Source organism: Alkalibaculum sporogenes (assembly GCF_009362815.1).
In the GTDB taxonomy this organism is placed as follows: Bacteria; Bacillota; Clostridia; order Eubacteriales; family Alkalibacteraceae; genus Alkalibaculum_A; species Alkalibaculum_A sporogenes.
This window is the reverse complement of sequence record NZ_WHNX01000018.1, coordinates 42368-58673: the sequence shown is the minus strand read 5'-3', so window position 1 is coordinate 58673 and position 16306 is coordinate 42368. Positions and strand designations below refer to the sequence as shown.

Annotated in this window: 17 protein-coding genes and 1 riboswitch; of the genes, 11 read left to right on the top strand and 6 right to left on the bottom strand. The window is 31.6% G+C overall.

Going from position 1 to position 16306, the window contains the following annotated elements; genetic code table 11:
* The first annotated feature begins 164 nt into the window (after positions 1–164).
* Positions 165–911, top strand: coding sequence for a nickel pincer cofactor biosynthesis protein LarB (gene larB / locus GC105_RS11735; RefSeq protein WP_152804996.1), 747 nt, complete (start codon positions 165–167; stop codon positions 909–911).
* Positions 912–1083: 172 nt separating this feature from the next.
* Positions 1084–1473 carry a prenylated flavin chaperone LpdD gene (gene lpdD, locus GC105_RS11730; RefSeq protein ID WP_152804989.1) on the top strand — a complete coding sequence of 130 codons (390 nt, stop codon included), beginning with the start codon at positions 1084–1086 and terminating at the stop codon, positions 1471–1473.
* 70 nt (positions 1474–1543) lie between these two features.
* Here the strand turns inward: lpdD and GC105_RS11725 are convergent, their stop codons facing one another.
* Both GC105_RS11725 and GC105_RS11720 read right to left on the bottom strand, forming a co-directional pair.
* Positions 1544–2413 carry a methylenetetrahydrofolate reductase gene (locus GC105_RS11725; protein WP_152804987.1) on the bottom strand — a complete coding sequence of 290 codons (870 nt, stop codon included), beginning with the start codon at positions 2411–2413 and terminating at the stop codon, positions 1544–1546.
* A gap of 144 nt (positions 2414–2557) precedes the next feature.
* Entirely contained in the window at positions 2558–3442 is an 885-nt protein-coding gene (locus GC105_RS11720; protein WP_152804984.1) for a LysR family transcriptional regulator, read from the bottom strand.
* Positions 3443–3666: 224 nt separating this feature from the next.
* Between GC105_RS11720 and GC105_RS11715 the strand changes: the two genes are divergently transcribed.
* Genes GC105_RS11715 through GC105_RS11705 form a run of 3 tightly spaced genes read left to right on the top strand, consistent with a single transcriptional unit; the run spans position 3667 to position 6995 of the window.
* Positions 3667–4758: an NAD(P)-dependent alcohol dehydrogenase gene (locus GC105_RS11715; protein ID WP_152804982.1), complete on the top strand. Its 1092-nt coding sequence runs from the start codon at positions 3667–3669 to the stop codon at positions 4756–4758.
* Between the two features lie 47 nt (positions 4759–4805).
* Positions 4806–6695 (top strand): aldehyde ferredoxin oxidoreductase family protein, encoded by a 1890-nt coding sequence (locus GC105_RS11710; RefSeq protein WP_152804980.1) that lies wholly within the window; start codon positions 4806–4808, stop codon positions 6693–6695.
* Positions 6696–6704: 9 nt separating this feature from the next.
* Positions 6705–6995, top strand: a complete 291-nt coding sequence (locus tag GC105_RS11705; protein WP_152804978.1) for a MoaD family protein — start codon at positions 6705–6707, stop codon at positions 6993–6995.
* Positions 6996–7057: 62 nt separating this feature from the next.
* Here GC105_RS11705 and GC105_RS11700 read toward each other — a convergent pair whose 3' ends face one another.
* Together GC105_RS11700 and GC105_RS11695 are read right to left on the bottom strand one after the other, a co-directional pair.
* Entirely contained in the window at positions 7058–7717 is a 660-nt protein-coding gene (locus GC105_RS11700; RefSeq protein WP_152804976.1) for a transaldolase family protein, read from the bottom strand.
* Positions 7718–8076: 359 nt separating this feature from the next.
* Positions 8077–8985, bottom strand: a complete 909-nt coding sequence (locus GC105_RS11695; RefSeq protein WP_152804973.1) for a uroporphyrinogen decarboxylase family protein — start codon at positions 8983–8985, stop codon at positions 8077–8079.
* Between the two features lie 275 nt (positions 8986–9260).
* Here GC105_RS11695 and GC105_RS11690 point away from each other — a divergent pair, with 275 nt between their 5' ends.
* The 5 genes from GC105_RS11690 to GC105_RS11670 all read left to right on the top strand — a co-directional run bounded on the left by GC105_RS11690 (position 9261) and on the right by GC105_RS11670 (position 14219).
* Positions 9261–9440 carry a DUF6440 family protein gene (locus GC105_RS11690; protein ID WP_152804971.1) on the top strand — a complete coding sequence of 60 codons (180 nt, stop codon included), beginning with the start codon at positions 9261–9263 and terminating at the stop codon, positions 9438–9440.
* A gap of 70 nt (positions 9441–9510) precedes the next feature.
* Positions 9511–10518, top strand: coding sequence for a nucleoid-associated protein (locus tag GC105_RS11685; protein ID WP_152804969.1), 1008 nt, complete (start codon positions 9511–9513; stop codon positions 10516–10518).
* A gap of 104 nt (positions 10519–10622) precedes the next feature.
* Positions 10623–10719: riboswitch (TPP riboswitch) on the top strand.
* Between the two features lie 189 nt (positions 10720–10908).
* Entirely contained in the window at positions 10909–12210 is a 1302-nt protein-coding gene (gene thiC / locus GC105_RS11680; RefSeq protein ID WP_152804967.1) for a phosphomethylpyrimidine synthase ThiC, read from the top strand.
* Between the two features lie 314 nt (positions 12211–12524).
* Complete coding sequence (locus tag GC105_RS11675) at positions 12525–13064, top strand: ECF transporter S component (protein WP_343030021.1); 540 nt, start codon at positions 12525–12527, stop codon at positions 13062–13064.
* A 15-nt stretch (positions 13065–13079) separates the two neighbouring features.
* Entirely contained in the window at positions 13080–14219 is a 1140-nt protein-coding gene (locus tag GC105_RS11670) for a pyridoxal-phosphate-dependent aminotransferase family protein (RefSeq protein ID WP_152804963.1), read from the top strand.
* Positions 14220–14475: 256 nt separating this feature from the next.
* Here GC105_RS11670 and GC105_RS11665 read toward each other — a convergent pair whose 3' ends face one another.
* Together GC105_RS11665 and GC105_RS11660 are read right to left on the bottom strand one after the other, a co-directional pair.
* Positions 14476–14673 carry a cold-shock protein gene (locus GC105_RS11665; protein ID WP_152804961.1) on the bottom strand — a complete coding sequence of 66 codons (198 nt, stop codon included), beginning with the start codon at positions 14671–14673 and terminating at the stop codon, positions 14476–14478.
* A 228-nt stretch (positions 14674–14901) separates the two neighbouring features.
* Positions 14902–15459: an NADPH-dependent FMN reductase gene (locus tag GC105_RS11660; RefSeq protein WP_152804959.1), complete on the bottom strand. Its 558-nt coding sequence runs from the start codon at positions 15457–15459 to the stop codon at positions 14902–14904.
* Between the two features lie 205 nt (positions 15460–15664).
* Here GC105_RS11660 and GC105_RS11655 point away from each other — a divergent pair, with 205 nt between their 5' ends.
* Positions 15665–16282, top strand: coding sequence for a DUF2238 domain-containing protein (locus GC105_RS11655; RefSeq protein WP_152804957.1), 618 nt, complete (start codon positions 15665–15667; stop codon positions 16280–16282).
* Positions 16283–16306 lie beyond the last annotated feature (24 nt).

The following is a 16306-nucleotide window of genomic DNA, read 5'->3' as shown; positions in this document are numbered from 1 at the left end:
CTACTTTATCCTACGCAGATTGCTTCGACCGCTTTGGGGTCTCAGTCGTTGGCACTTGCTCATAGAATTCATTTCTTTTTCTCGTGCAATCACGGAAAATGACTTGAATTCTGCGAGCCAATCTGCTAGTGCGAATACTATATCTTATAAAAGAGAGTGAACTTATGAATGAAGAATTCTTAATAAAATTACTACAGGATATAAAAGATGAAAATATCAGTATTGAAGAAGCTGTAGAAAATTTGAGAGAACTGCCTTATCAAGATTTAGGATTTGCTAAGATTGACAACCATAGGCAGCTGAGACAGGGGTATCCCGAAGTGATTTACTGTGCAGGAAAAACACCAAATCAAGTAGCTGAAATCGTTAAAGCTATGTGTGCGAGAGGAAGCAATGTAATTGGAACTAGAGCAAACAATGAAATGTATGCGCATGTTAAAAATATTTGCAAAGAAGCCGTCTATCATGAAGATTGTAAAATGATTACTGTGAAAAATCAACCAATAGATATGACACAGTCTTATATTGTGATTGCTACAGGAGGTACCTCTGATATTCCAGTTGCAGAAGAAGCAGCTATAACAGCTGAGATGCTAGGAAATAAAGTAGAGAGAGTTTATGATGTTGGAGTTGCTGGCATTCATAGACTGTTTCATAAATTAGAGATTATTACAGGTGCAAAGGTAGTGGTAGCTGTTGCAGGTATGGAAGGTGCTCTTGCAAGTATACTTGGAGGTCTCGTATCAAAACCAGTATTAGCAGTACCAACTAGCGTAGGATACGGAGCAAGTTTTGGAGGATTAGCCGCACTTCTATCCATGTTAAACAGTTGTGCAAGCGGAACAGCAGTATTAAATATTGACAATGGATTTGGCGCAGGGTATATGGCAAGTATGATTAATAAACTGTGATATATAAATATGGTTATTAAATATTACTTGCAAGTGACTTTTAAAGGATAATAGGAAATTTGGTAAACTATCTCATTTACTCTTGTAGATTTCATTGCAATATCAGCAATTATAATATATTTTTGTAGTTTGATTAGCATACAATTGATATAGTATTTCAAGGAGGCAAACAGTGTATTCGACAATAGAAGTTAGTGTTGGGAAGGGTCATTTGTGTATAAAAGCTACAATTATTAAAACTCATGATGGTATTGCAATTTATGTAGGAGGTGGAGAAAAAACACATATAGGGACTGTAGTAATTAGTCAACCAAGAGCTAGTTTGGATAATGAGAATGTATCTAGGAGTACAAACTCGATTATAAATACAATAGGTCATAAAGATGACGAAATCGCTATACCTATTGCAGAAGAAGTTTGTCAAAAATTCAAGGTAATGACTGTTGTAACAGCAGGTATTCATATTGAAAATGCGGATGTTATAGATATAGAAAATATAAAATCTAATTGTGAAAAATTAAAATTTCTTATTATCGATAAATTAGCTGAAACGTACTATTAAATTATTTAGAAAACAATAACGCGAAAAAGTACCAACCAAGTGCAAAAAATGGTTGGTACCATAAACTAAACTATTCTTGTATTTTTCTAATACCTATTTCATTTACTATGTCTGATATGTCTTTCCATTTATTTAATGAATAAATATGAAGTCCATCAATTCCAGCATTAATAAATTTGTGAATTTGCTTTATGGTGTACTCCATACCTGCTTTTTTAAAGTCTTCAGGATTATCTCCATATCTACCAATTATTTCTGCTAAATCTCTTGGGATAGCACTACCGTTAGACACTGCCATACGGATAGTTGGATCTTTTACTAGTACTGGCATAACTCCAACATCTATTGGAATAGAAACACCAGCTTTCCTAATTTTTTCTACCCACCATTGATATTGGTTTACGTCATGGCATAATTGAGTCATAATAAAATCCGCACCTGAATCTTGTTTAATTCGAAGATGAGTAGTATCTGTATCAAAAGAATCTGCTTGGAAATGCTTTTCTGGATTACCTGCTACTGCAATACAAAATTTTGGGAAGTTTTCTTTAATAAATTCTGTTAGTTCATTTGCATAGTTAAAATCTCCTCTTGTTTCTTTCCATCCTTTTGGAAAATCACCTCTTAGTGCTAATATGTGATCGATGCCTCGATCTAAATAAGCCTGTAATTCTTGTGCAATTTTTTCTTTTGAGTTACCAATACATGTGAAATGTGTAACGGCTGTAGATTTACCACTGTCTTGAATTGCTTTACAGATTTCAACATTACGTCCTGCGTTTGTTCCACCTGCACCATAAGTACAACTTATAAAATCAGGATCAAATTTATAGAGATGGTCAAGTGTGTTTAAAAGTGGCTCAATAGGATTTTCTGATTTTGGTGGGAATACCTCAAAAGAAAAACATAATTTTTGTTTCATAATTTCAGTTACTTTCATTTTTTAACCTCCATTTTTTCTATAATGACAATGAAGACTAGACTACAAGCTAAGCATGTATATCTATATATTAATCAACTTTTGTGATTTTAAACAAAGAATTTATATTTTATTTCGCATTAACAGGCACAAGTAAAAATATGTTTACTTATCGATTAGTTTTTTTATATAATTTATAAAAGTACTAGCTAACTTCTGACATTTTTTATCTTTTCTAGTTATAATATAAATATCCCAAGAAAAAGAACTATCGGAAAATGGTATCGAAAATACATTAGGATAGTAGATATCCTTTGAAACAAAATCTACAGTAATACCTACTCCTTTATTAAGTCGGCTCAGTTTATAAGGAACAAAAATCTCTGCTGTAGTAAGTGAAATATTTGGTTCAAATCCTAAGTCTACACATTTTCTTACAAAACTATGAAATATCTTAAAATTATCGTTCACAATTATGATATTCTCATTCTTTAAGTCTATGAAATCGATAGACTTTTTTTGTGATATAGGATTTAATTCGTTAATTAGGGCATGTGGTTTTTGTGTTTTGATCTTTACGGCATCAAACTTCTTCTCGTCTACAGGTCCAATAGTTAACGCAATGTCAATATGTTCTTCTAATAATGCTGCCTCACATTGAAAATCAGGATATTCAATTATTTCTAAATTAATATGGGGATGTAAAGAATGAAAGTCAGTGATAAGCTCTGTTGATATGGCCATAATAACACCAAATGCAAATCCTACAGATAGATTTTTAGATTTACTATTAGAAATTTCTTTGAAAGTTTCATGTATTGAGTCTAGTTCTTTTATTATAATATGTGCATGTTCTTTGAGATAGGTGCCATGTTCAGTAAGCATTATTCCATGTATATTACGGTAAAATAGAGGTGCTTGAAAATAGTTTTCTAAGCTTTTGATAGATTTACTTAATCCTTGCTGGGTTATAAATAAATTTTTAGCTGCTTTTGTAAAACTTTGGTCTTCACATATTTGCAAGAAATATTTAAGTTGCTTTATTTCCAATAAAATTACCTCCATATAATAAAAAAAATAGTATTTATAAACTATATAAAGTTATTAATTACAAATACAATTTTGTAATATTAGCTATATTATAACATATAACAACTTATAGTTGTGGCTGTTTATACAATAAGTTGTTATGATTAGAAGAAAGTTTCTTATATGATAGTAATATATACACTTATAAAAATCATTATTCTAAAATTAGGAAGGGTGGATTTAGAATGTTAATTAAAGGCGCAGTTACTCACAACAAAGGTGATGACTTTGTAATTGAAAACATAGAACTTGCATCACCAAAAGCAGATGAAGTTCTTGTTAAAATAACTGCTTGTGGCGTATGTCACACTGATGCAGTTGCTAGAGATCAGTTAATACCTGTACCATTAGCTGCAGTGTTAGGACACGAAGGATCTGGTGTAGTAGTTGAAGTAGGTTCATCAGTAACGACAATTAAACCTGGTGACCATGTAGTGTTATCATATAGTTCATGTGGATATTGTGAAAATTGTTTGACTGGAAAGCCATATTCATGTCTAGAATTAAACAAGCTAAATTTTGGTGGAGTAATGAATGATGGTACCAAAAGGTTAAAACATGGGAATAAAGAATTATCGACATTTTTTGGACAGTCATCTTTCGCTACATATGCAGTAGCAAATGAGAGAAATGTAGTGTCAGTTGACAAAGATGTAGATTTAAAAATATTGGGGCCATTAGGATGTGGATTTCAAACAGGTGCTGGAACTGTACTGAATGGATTAAAACCTGAGTTTGGAACTTCTATAGCTGTTTTTGGTTGTGGATCTGTTGGATTGACTGCCATAATGGGTGCAAAAATAGCAGGGTGTGAAAAGATAATTGCTGTTGGAGGTACACCTGCACGATTAGAGTTAGCAAAAGAACTAGGAGCAACACATATAGTAAATAGAAAACAAGTTGCAGATGTCGTAGAAGAAATCAAAAGAATAACTAATGGTGGAGTTAATTATACAGTAGAAACTTCTGCAGTACCTGATATTGTTAATCAAGCATTATATGCTCTCAGAAGTTTAGGGACTTGTGCAATTGTAGGAGCAACTGGTGATGTTACAATTAATATTCAGGGTGCCCTTATGGGAGAAGGTAAATCCATGGTAGGATATATTGAAGGTAATTCTGTTCCTCAAGTCTTTATACCTAAGTTGATAAAATACTTTAAAAAAGGATTATTTCCAATAGATAAACTAGTAAAGGTATACGATTTAGAGGAAATTAACGTAGCTTTTGAAGATTCACATAAGGGAATAACGGTTAAGCCAATTATTAAAATGTAGAATCATTTAATAAGTGTGAAAAGTAATACAAATAAGGGGAGGATATTATGTTAAAAGGCGGTTATATGGGTAAAGTACTGCGTGTAAATCTTAGTACACAAAAAATTAGAGTTGAAGATTTATCTGAGGAAATTGCGAAAGATTTTCTTGGGGGAGCTGGTTTTGGTATAAAGTATCTATCAGATGAAGTACCAGGAAATATAGACCCATTAGGTGAGGAAAACAAGCTGATTTTTGCTCCAGGTCCTCTTAGTGGTACATCTGCACCATGTGCAAGTAGAATGGCTCTAACTACAAAATCTCCATTAACGGGTGCTGTTGGGATGTCTTTATCGGGAGGTCATTTCCCTGTAGAATTGAAATTTGCAGGATACGATATTTTAATTATAGAAGGTAAATCGGAAAAACCAGTATACATAAATATTAACGACGATAAAGTTACTATTCGTAAAGCAGAAAAAATATGGGGCATGGATACTGTAGACACTCAATTGCTTATTAAACATGAATTGAAAGAACAAAATACTAGAATCGCTTGTATTGGACCAGCTGGAGAAAATCTATCGAAGATGGCATCCATTATTAATGAAAGAAGAGCTTTTGGTCGAAAAGGTGTTGGAGCTGTAATGGGTTCTAAAAATTTAAAAGCAATAGCTGTTAGAGGCACAAAAGTTGTCCCTATTGCAAAGAAAGATGAATTTAATAAAGCAAGGTCAACAATGTTAGCCGCAATGAAAGCAAGTCCTGTTTTATATCCTGAATTCTCAAAACTAGGTACACCTATGGTAGTTGACGTAACTAGTGCATTGGGAATATTTCCATCTGAAAATTATAGGACTACTGGAGAGAAAGATTATACAAAGGGAATAGGTGCTGAAGCAAGCGAAGCTACCAATATTGCAAGTGAACCTTGCTATGGATGTCCAGTTGGATGCAGTCAACTTAAATTAGCAAGGGGAAATTCCAAATACACAGGAGCACTTTCTGATCCAGAGTATGAGACTTTTTATAGTTTTGGAGGTCAAACAGGAGTTGATAATTTAGATAGTATAATTGCTGCAGATCAAATATGTGATAGATTAGGAATAGACACTATGTCTGTTGGAGTTACGATTGGTTTTGCAATGGAGTTATTCGAAAATGGATTATTAACCCTTGAAGATACTAAGGGTATCGATTTAAAATTTGGAAATCATGAAGCTATGGTTGATTTACTTAAAGAAATAGCTTATAGACGAGAAGGTTTAGGAGCTTTGCTTTGTGATGGAACTAAAATTTTATCAGAAACTATTGGTCGTGGTAGCGAAAAATATGCTATGCATGTTAAAGGGCTAGAATTCCCAGCATATGACCCTAGAGGTGCAAAAGCTCATGGACTAAATTATGCAACATCTTATACTGGAGCAGATCATAATAGAGGATATGCGTTTCAAGAAATATTTGGAATGCCAATTCCAAAACCGTATGATAGATTTACAATAGAAGGTAAGGGTGCATTAACAAAGTGGAATCAAGATACTAGATGCGCGACTACAGATTGTCCAACTATGTGTGGATTTTTAATGGATATGGCATTACCTGATATTGCTCTTGAGAATACTGCGAATATGGTGAATAGTGTATCAGGATTAAATCTAACTCCTGATGATATTTTTAAAATAGGTGAAAGAGTAAATAACATTGCTAAGGTATTTAATATTACTGCTGGTTTTACAAGAGAAGATGATACTTTTCCTGAGAGGATACTTACTGAACCGATTAAAGAAGGTACAGCTAAAGGTCATTATATTAGCAGTGAAGATTTAAACACTATGTTAGATGAATACTATGAAGCGAGAAGCTGGACACTAGAAGGTATTCCTACTATTGAAAAACTAGAAGAATTAGGGATAGGATATATTCACGAAAAGATTAAATCTCTTGAAGTAAGTGAATAGGTCTACAAGATGATAGAAATAAGACTCAAAACGATTTTAGGAATAGTAAATTTAGTAGGTGGTCTCAAAGAACAAAAGGTATATATAGAACAAGATGCGAGAGTATTTGATTTATTAGAAATATTAGTATTAAAATATGGTCATGAGTTTAAGCAAAAAATATTTGATGATTCTATGGAAATTAATAGAGGAATAGCTATGTTTATAAACGGAAGAAATATTTATGCACTAGATGGTTTAAAAACAAAGTTATGTTTAGGTGATGAATTTTTAATTTTTCCACCAGTAGGTGGAGGTTAGAGCTAAAAGTACAGAGAATGCATAGGCATTCTCTGTACTTTTCCTTTGTATATTTTATTAATTTATTTTATGTCGTAATAAGTGTAACCGTCAAGAATAAAATCAATAATACTTTCCTGAGTAAGTGGATGATAAAGAAGATTCGAACATAGTTCAGGGCTAATAGTAACGGAATGAGCACCTGAAAGACTTACTTGATGAACTTGTTCAACGTTTTTAAAACTAGCAGCTAATACTTTTGTGCTTAATTGAAAATTTTTAATTAAATTTACGATATCTTCTACAACATTGATACCACTTGAAGATATATTATCAAGTCTATTGACATAAGGAGCCACAAAATCTGCTCCTGCAACGCTTGCTATAAGTGCCTGTTGTTGAGTAAATATTGCAGTGGCTGTGACATTAAAGTTGTCTTTCTTAAGAAGTCTAATTGCTTTGATACCTTGTTCGTTTACTGGTATTTTAGCGTAGAAATTTCCTTTAACTGCATCTCGTAAGATATTTGCTTCTTTTATCATATCTTCTGAAGTTTCTCCTAAAGTTTGTACGTGCAGCATTTTATCTTCACCTATACACGCTCTAATTTCTTTAATAGTCTCGATTACGTTTTTACCTCTCTGTGCAATAATTGTTGGATTTGTAGTTACACCACTAATGGGATAAAACTCAATTGATTTTCTTATAGCATCTACATCTGCTGTGTCAAGTAAATACAACATGTTAATTCCTCCTTTGATTATCTATTATATTTCATCCCCTACTGAATATTAGTTTTTCGCGAAACAACCAAGCGAAAATATATTGTCGTAGTACCTTAATGACGGATAATTTAATAGCTTGCTTTCATTTGGCGAGTGTCGTGACTGAAAGAAGCTAGAAGCCTAGTAACCTAAGACGAGAGTCTTGGTACCTTTTAATGCGGGATAAAAAGTACAAGTCATAGTATTTCGCATTACAGTTAAATGATTATAAACATAACATTATATCAAAGTTGAACAAATGTAAATACTATATTTTATGTAAACCTTTGCTAATAACAAATACCATCATTGATGTTTTAGGATCATTACATGTAATGTCATTTCATATTAATAATATCTACATTTTTGTACATATTATTTAATTTATTTACGTCCATGCCAGTAAAAAGTCCACTATTTGTTCCCAATATAAATCCATTAAATTCGGTATTGTCACTAATATCTTTGATTAGACGATTCATTACAATAGGATCATCTGATAAATTTAAATCATCTACATCTAAATGTCCCCATAAACAAATCTTATCTGCATATGGCTTTAAAGCCCTTAGAGTTACATCACATTTTTTATCTATACAATGTATACCTTTAAAACCACTATTTATAATGTCATCTATTACTGCTAGATAATTACCATCTGAATGAAAGAAGGGAATCATTTGCCTTTCTGATATGGCTTTTACTTGATTTTCTAAGGAAGGCAAAAATAGTTCTCTAAAACTTTCAGGATGTAGCATTAGTCCATTTCGAAAGGCAATATCGTCAGCTATGATTATACCATCGACTCCATAGTCTGCTAATTTTGCAGCTGTTTCAATATTTAGTTTTTCAACTTTAGAGATAAATTCTTTAGTTTCTTCTGGATCATTCATTATCATAGATAAAAATTCTGCAAACCCAATTGATCTTAAGCCGAATTCAAATGCTCCATCTAAAAGTACAAAAGTAAATAATGAAGTATTCTTTGTCCATTTATTTAAATCTAATTCAGTACAATCAATAGAAAAGTCTTCTACTTTAGAGTATTTTGGTGATAAAGAAATAATATCAAGTCCAAATTTATTTATAAATTCATATCTCTCATCAAAACCTACTGTTTTGCTTTGTAGATTATTTTTAATGATATCGTCGTCAAGTACCAATTCACCTCTAGGTACCTTATTCGTTGTTTGACGATAAATTGTATCAAGTACTAAATTGCGAGAATTAACCTGTTTTTTATCCATTATATCTCCTCCTATTTAATAGATTTTATCATTTTTTATAAAATTAAGTAACCTGAAATTGCCGATGAACATCAAAAAAATCTAGTAATACTACTATTAAGGTGTTGATGGTATGATAAAGACATTAATATTTAACAAAAGGCGTAATTGCTTAAGGTAATATAAATATATCTTTATTAACAGATTACGGATATGGTATTATTAATAAGGCAATATAAGATTTGTCAATATACAGTAATTTTTATTAATCACTTTATCATATTGAGGAGAATAAAATGAAAAAAAACGATAGATTCATAAAAACATATACACAAGGGACATTAAACCAAACTGAGATATGGGTTGACCGAGAAACAGGAGTAAACTATGTTTATCATTCAGCTGGCTACTCAGGTGGGCTTACTCCATTACTAGATAAAAGTGGCAATGTGATTGTAACAACAATAGAATTATAATCAATACAAATTGAAGTGAATTAAATTAATATAATAGCATAGATGACTCAATCATCAGAAGGGGAGTATTATGGGTCAAGATATAACAATTAAACGAGCAATATTACATATTCTAGATAATGCAGGAGGCATTTCTGTTGTATCTGATAAAACCATTCCAATGGACTCAGAAATTAATGAATATTTAAATAAACATATACTAAAGTGTTTTAGCGATATTGATGTTAAAAATACTAACTTTGAAGATAGAGAAAATAATGGATTTTTGAAGATAATCCAATCATATGTGCAAAATGATAATTTTTTGGAAACTAGCAAAATAATCGCTAAGACATTTATAGATTTTATGGTTAATGGTACATCAGTTATATCTGGTGATCTTCTCATTGTGGATTTTATGCACGATGGTCAGAATTACTTAGGAATTTTTAAATTTAATTACAAATATAGTTATATTCATTATGTTGAAAGTGAAGATGGATATAGAAATACGATTATTAAACAACCTTGTACTCTTCCTTTAGAGACTCAAAAGCTAGATGAGTTTGTTATTGTAAATTTAGAAACTCAATATCTTATAGTAAAGGATAAAAAATATGAAATAAACGGTGTAAAAGAAGAGTATATTACTAAATACATTTTAAACTCAAAGGTAGTCAGTACTGATAGAGAAGTAGTAGATTTAGTTGAAAAAACTGCTAAGACAATTATACAAAATGAGTATAATAATGATATTTCTAAATTGAATACATTTAGAAAAACAATCGCTGATACCTTTGTAATGACTAATGAAATTGATTTAGATAATCTAGCAGATACAACCTTTGAAGATGAGATTGGTAAAAAAGCATTTAAGCAAGGTATATTAGATGCAGGTATACAGGAAAACAAGATTAAAATTAGTCCAAATGCCGAAAAAAGAATTGTGAAAAAGCAAAAGTTAGTCACAGATTCTGGTATAGAAATAAATATACCTTCAAGCTGCTTATCAGATAATGAGTTGGTTGAGTTTGTTAACAACATTGATGGAACTATATCTATAATAATTAAAAATATTGGTACAATAAACGGAAAATAATGAATAGGTAATTGAGAAAGTTTTATATTTTGAAAAATAAATTATTTAATAAATTTTAAATGAAGTCATTGATTGACATAATAAAAAAAAAGAGCTAATATATAGTTATATTGCAGGGGAACATTAAGTTGAGAAGGTTAAAACCTGACCCTTTGAACCTGTCGGTTAAAACCGGTGTAGGGAAGCAAGATACATTTATTAAGTTTATAATGTATACATAAGTGCTTACCTTTTTTGGTAGCACTTTTTTTGTACGATAGAAATTTCAACTTGCGCGCTTAGGCAAACCAATCTATCGTGCTTAATGAGTGTTAAAGACGTTATTCTTGTACTAGAACTTATCCCTATAAGTCTCACTGCATATATAAATAAAATTAAAGGAGAATAATTATGATTTATAAAACACAGATGGAGGCAGCAAAAAAAGGGATTATTACAAAAGAAATGTCGATTGTAGCAGAGAAGGAGTATATCTCTGTAGATAAGCTGAGAGATCTGATAGCTTGTGGTAAAGTTGCAATTCCAGCTAATATTAATCATAAATCACTTAGCCCTGAAGGAATAGGAGAAGGCTTAAAGACAAAAATCAATGTGAATCTAGGTGTCTCTGGAGATTGTGCTGATTATACTAAAGAGATGGATAAAGTGAAGATGGCAATTGATTTTGGAGTTGAAGCAATAATGGATTTAAGTAATTATGGTAAGACAAATACTTTTCGTAAAGAACTAATTGATTATTCACAGGCTATGATTGGTACTGTACCTATGTATGATGCGATAGGTTATCTTGAAAAAGATTTAATGAAAATAAAAGCAATTGACTTTTTGAGTGTTATCGAAGCACATGCGATAGAAGGTGTAGATTTTATGACTATCCATGCAGGTATTAACAGACGTGCTATTGAGAGCTTTAGAGGTTCGAATCGACTAACAAATATTGTGTCGAGAGGTGGATCTTTAATATTTGCATGGATGGAAATGACTGGAAACGAAAATCCATTTTATGAATATTATGACGATATTTTAGAAATTTTACGTAAGTATGATGTGACAATTAGTTTGGGAGATGCACTAAGACCAGGAAGTATTAATGATAGTAGCGATGCAGGTCAAATAAGTGAACTCATAGAACTTGGAATGCTTACAAAACGCGCATGGGAAAAAGACGTACAAGTAATGGTGGAAGGACCAGGACATATGGCAATAAATGAGATTGCTGCAAATATGACTCTACAAAAAAGATTGTGTTTTGGTGCACCATTTTATGTTTTAGGTCCTATTGTCACAGATATAGCGCCAGGTTACGATCATATTACTTCAGCAATTGGTGGAGCAATAGCAGCTTCCCATGGAGCAGATTTTCTATGTTATGTTACACCAGCTGAACATCTACGTTTGCCAAACTTAGAAGATGTAAAAGAAGGTATTATTGCCACAAAAATTGCTGCACATGCCGCCGATATAGCAAAAGGTGTACCTAATGCAAGAGATATAGACAATAAAATGAGTGATGCTAGACGTCGTATTGATTGGGAAGAGATGTTCTCACTTGCAATTGATGGTAAGAAAGCTAGAGAATATTTTGAAAGCACACCTCCTGCTGATGATCAAAGTTGTTCTATGTGCGGTAAGATGTGTGCCATGAGAACTACAAATAAGATTCTAAATGGTGAAACAGTAGAATTCTGTTAATATGTTGAGTTTTATACATACCTAATTGTATTTATAACATGCTAATTAGAATACAAAAGTAAGTTTACCAAATAAGAGCTGAAAGGCTCTTATTTGGTTTATCGCGAAGTAATGAGCCAAATAGCTGCTTGCAGACATTTGGCGACTACCGCGTAACCGCGAGAAACTCGCAAAGAGTGTTTCTTGTGGTTTATGAAGACAATGAGAAAAATAAAAAAAACTGTACCCTTTAAAAAATATAAATCTGCACATTTACAGAGTGACAATTAAGAATTATTATAGTAATAACACATAGTATTAGGAGGATGGGAATTGTGGAAAATCAAATATTAAAAGAAAATACAGTTAGAACAAGTGCAAAGGATCTAGTAGTTACAGGATTATTAATTGCTATGGTTTTCATAGGGACAATGTTTATAAATATACGTTTACCCATATCAATTAATGGTGGTCTTGTACATTTGGGTAATGTAATACTCTTTACAGTATCTTTTACATTTGGTAAGAAAAAAGGTGCAATGGCAGGAGCTTTTGGTATGGGTTTATTTGATATCTTATCAGGGTGGACTGCATGGGCTCCATTTACTTTTATTATAAGAGGTATTATGGGCTATTTATTAGGTAGTATTTCTAATTATAGAGGAAAAAATGGTGAGAGCATTTTAATAAATATTCTTGCAATTATCATTAGTGGGATATGGATGATAGGGGGATACTATTTAACGGAAGTCATCTTATATGGAAATTGGATTACACCAGTTACTTCAGTACCAGGAAATATTACACAATTAGTCATTGGGTTATTTGCACTATTATTAACACCTGCAATAAAGAAAATAAAAAATATACTATAATATTAGGAGGCAAATATGAAAACACCTATGATAATGACACCTGGACCAACTTATATTCATGAAGATGTAAGAAAGGCTATGTCAAGGGAAGTTACAAATCCTGATTTAGATAAAAATTTCTATGAGTTTTATAAGGAAACTTGTGAACAGTTGAAAAAAGTATATAACACGACAAATGAAGTTTTAATTTTAAATGGAGAGGGTATACTCGGATTAGAAGCAAGTTGCGCTTCATTAATAGAACCAGGTGATAGAGTGTTATGTATCGATAATGGAATATTTGGCAATGGATTTGCTGATTTTGCAAAAATATATGGGGCTGATGTGACTTATTTTAAAACTGATTATAAAAAAGCTGTGTCAGTAAATGAACTAGAAGAATTTTTGAAGGTGGACAATAAGTTTAAAATAGCAACATTAGTACACTGTGAAACTCCTTCAGGAATAACTAATCCAGTAAAAAACATGTGCCCTCTTTTAAATAAATACGGGATTATTACTGTTGTTGATTCTGTTTCAGCTCTTGGAGGAGAAGAAATGAAGGTAGATGAGTGGGATATGGATATTGTATTATCAGGTTCCCAGAAATGCCTTTCAGCAGCACCAGGGTTAACGATATTAAGTATAAGTGAAAAAGCATGGCAAAAAATTAATAATAGATCAACGCCAATTGCTGGTTTTTATTCTAATCTAAGTATCTGGAAAAATTGGTATCAAAATAAAACATTTCCATATACACAGCCAATAAGCGATATCTATGGATTAAGAGAAGCAGTTGATAGAATTTTAATGGATAAAGATGTGTTACTGCGACATAAAAAAATAGCAAATGCTACAAGAGTTAGTCTTTTGAACTCTGGAATTAAGTTATATGCTACTAGTGGTTATTCCAATACCGTTACAACGGCACTAGTGCCTGAAGGAATCTCATATAATGAAATCTTCATAACTATGGTTGAGGATTATAATATTATGATTGCAGGTGGATTTAACTTTTTAAAAGATAAAGTATTCAGGATAGGACATATGGGAGAAAATTGTCGTGAAGAAAAAGTATATATAACGTTAAAAGCGTTAGACTGGGTTTTAAGAAAATATGGAGTAGTATTAAAAAGTGAAATACATGTAGAGTTTGTAAAAGCGATGAAACAATAGGAATTAGAACGAAGAGATTGGGTCATGGTAAACCACAAGAAACATGCTTCGCGAGTTTCTCTGTGGTCACGCGGACAGTCGCCAAATGAAAGCAAGCTTTCATTTGCGGATTCTAAACCTAACTTAGTCAAATTAGCAAGCTATTTGACTAAGTTAGGTTTAGAATCCTATCGAAAACAAGTTTTCGCTTGGCTCATTGTCTTCGCGATAATAAAAAAACCTTATGCAAAATGCATAAGGTTAAAATATTTCAATATTAAGCAACTTCAATATTTTCTGCTTGTGGTCCTTTTTGTCCTTCAGCAAGATCAAAAGTTACTTTTTGACCTTCTTCTAAAGTTTTGAATCCACTTGAATTGATTTGAGAATAATGTGCAAAAACATCTTTACCATCTTCAGTAGTTATAAAACCAAAACCTTTGTCTGAATTAAACCATTTTACTGTACCATTCATATTGGTGTACCTCCTAATTTCATTTTCCCTAAATCTTTGTAATACATATAACAAATACATTTCTTAATTAGGATAATACATTTATAAAATGGCACCAATTAAAAATATTTAAGTTAAATTTAGTTACTGTTAATTTAAGCAATAACTAATATTAACATCAATAAATGAAAATGTCAAGATATTAAAACTAATTTTAATATCTTGATTAAGTATTAGTGTTAAAATTCTCTATTGACGCACTGATTTTAAAGCATTGCTCCATGAGATCAATTGATCAAAGAGTGCAACTACAGCTTCATCATGTATAGAATTTGGTTTAAATTCACTCATGTTAACAAAATCAGTAAAAAGCGAAAGCATAACTTGAGCACGTACATCTGCTATTTTAAGTTCTCCAGCAATAAGTCTTAAGTGCTCAACTGCTCTAACCCCTCCAGCGCTGCCATAGCTAACAAATCCAGCAGCTTTATTATTCCATTCCACATTCAGAAAGTCTATAGCATTTTTTAGTGCTCCAGATATTGAATGATTGTATTCAGGTGTTACAAATATAAATCCATCAAATTCAGAAATTTTAGCTGACCATTTTTTAGTATGATCCTTAGTGTATTGTACCATTGCAGCGGGATATGGTTCATCTAGTAGAGGAAGATTATAATCTGCTATATCTACTATCTCAAATTCTGCATCATTTCTCTCTTGAGAACGCTTATAGATCCAATTAGCAACTGCTTCTCCATTTCTTCCAGGTCGAGTACTTCCTAATATTATGCCTATTTTTGTCATTTTAATGACCTCCTATAATTATTACTTTTTTCATGGTATTTACTTAGCTAATCGCTAATATAAATTATATACCCAGTTACTTTAATTAATAACCAAAAATAGTAAAAAAACGAAGTTTATAGAATAAAGCTCATTATCAAAACTTTAGAATTATAGAGAATAAACTATGCTGAATTTTATAATAATAAAATAATGGAGTGTGTATATGAAAAAATATATTGATAAGTTAAGAGTAGTAGTTTTTATTGTGATACGTATATCCCTAGTATACGCGGGGATAATATCATTTCTCCAAGGTGACTGGGCTTATTTAGGAATGACGATACTCACATTGATTATGATGTTTTTACCATACATTGTAGAGAAGAAATTTAGAGTGGATATACCAAGTATATTTGAAATTGTATTAGTAATTTATATTTATGCTGCAGTTTTTCTAGGTAGTACTAATGGATTTTACAGTGTGTTTTGGTGGTGGGATAAGATGCTACATGGATTATCTGGTCTTATTTTCGGTAATATAGGATTTTTTATAGTTAGTTATCTAAATTCAAATAAGAAAATTAATATTAAATTATCTCCTGGTTTTGTAGCCTTATTTTCATTTTGTTTTGCTATAGCAATAGGAGCTATTTGGGAGATATACGAGTACACAATAGATTATTTTTTTAATACTACAATGCAAAATGCAAGCTTAGATGATACTATGTCAGATATAATTTTAGATACTATAGGAGCGTTAATAATCTCTATAGCTGGATATTATCAAGAAAAAGGAATAGAGAATCATTTAACTAAGTTCCTCATTAAAATTAATAAATAGTTTATATTGTTAATATAGGTGCGT

Excerpts from the sequence above, each read along its gene's own strand:
- larB (WP_152804996.1), top strand. The coding sequence starts at position 165 with ATGAATGAAGAATTCTTAATAAAATTACTACAGGATATAAAAGATGAA.
- GC105_RS11725 (WP_152804987.1), bottom strand. The coding sequence starts at position 2,413 with ATGAAAGTAACTGAAATTATGAAACAAAAATTATGTTTTTCTTTTGAG.
- GC105_RS11715 (WP_152804982.1), top strand. The coding sequence starts at position 3,667 with ATGTTAATTAAAGGCGCAGTTACTCACAACAAAGGTGATGACTTTGTA.
- GC105_RS11710 (WP_152804980.1), top strand. The coding sequence starts at position 4,806 with ATGTTAAAAGGCGGTTATATGGGTAAAGTACTGCGTGTAAATCTTAGT.
- GC105_RS11705 (WP_152804978.1), top strand. The coding sequence starts at position 6,705 with ATGATAGAAATAAGACTCAAAACGATTTTAGGAATAGTAAATTTAGTA.
- GC105_RS11700 (WP_152804976.1), bottom strand. The coding sequence starts at position 7,717 with ATGTTGTATTTACTTGACACAGCAGATGTAGATGCTATAAGAAAATCA.
- GC105_RS11695 (WP_152804973.1), bottom strand. The coding sequence starts at position 8,985 with ATGGATAAAAAACAGGTTAATTCTCGCAATTTAGTACTTGATACAATT.
- GC105_RS11690 (WP_152804971.1), top strand. The coding sequence starts at position 9,261 with ATGAAAAAAAACGATAGATTCATAAAAACATATACACAAGGGACATTA.
- GC105_RS11685 (WP_152804969.1), top strand. The coding sequence starts at position 9,511 with ATGGGTCAAGATATAACAATTAAACGAGCAATATTACATATTCTAGAT.
- thiC (WP_152804967.1), top strand. The coding sequence starts at position 10,909 with ATGATTTATAAAACACAGATGGAGGCAGCAAAAAAAGGGATTATTACA.
- GC105_RS11670 (WP_152804963.1), top strand. The coding sequence starts at position 13,080 with ATGAAAACACCTATGATAATGACACCTGGACCAACTTATATTCATGAA.
- GC105_RS11665 (WP_152804961.1), bottom strand. The coding sequence starts at position 14,673 with ATGAATGGTACAGTAAAATGGTTTAATTCAGACAAAGGTTTTGGTTTT.
- GC105_RS11660 (WP_152804959.1), bottom strand. The coding sequence starts at position 15,459 with ATGACAAAAATAGGCATAATATTAGGAAGTACTCGACCTGGAAGAAAT.
- GC105_RS11655 (WP_152804957.1), top strand. The coding sequence starts at position 15,665 with ATGAAAAAATATATTGATAAGTTAAGAGTAGTAGTTTTTATTGTGATA.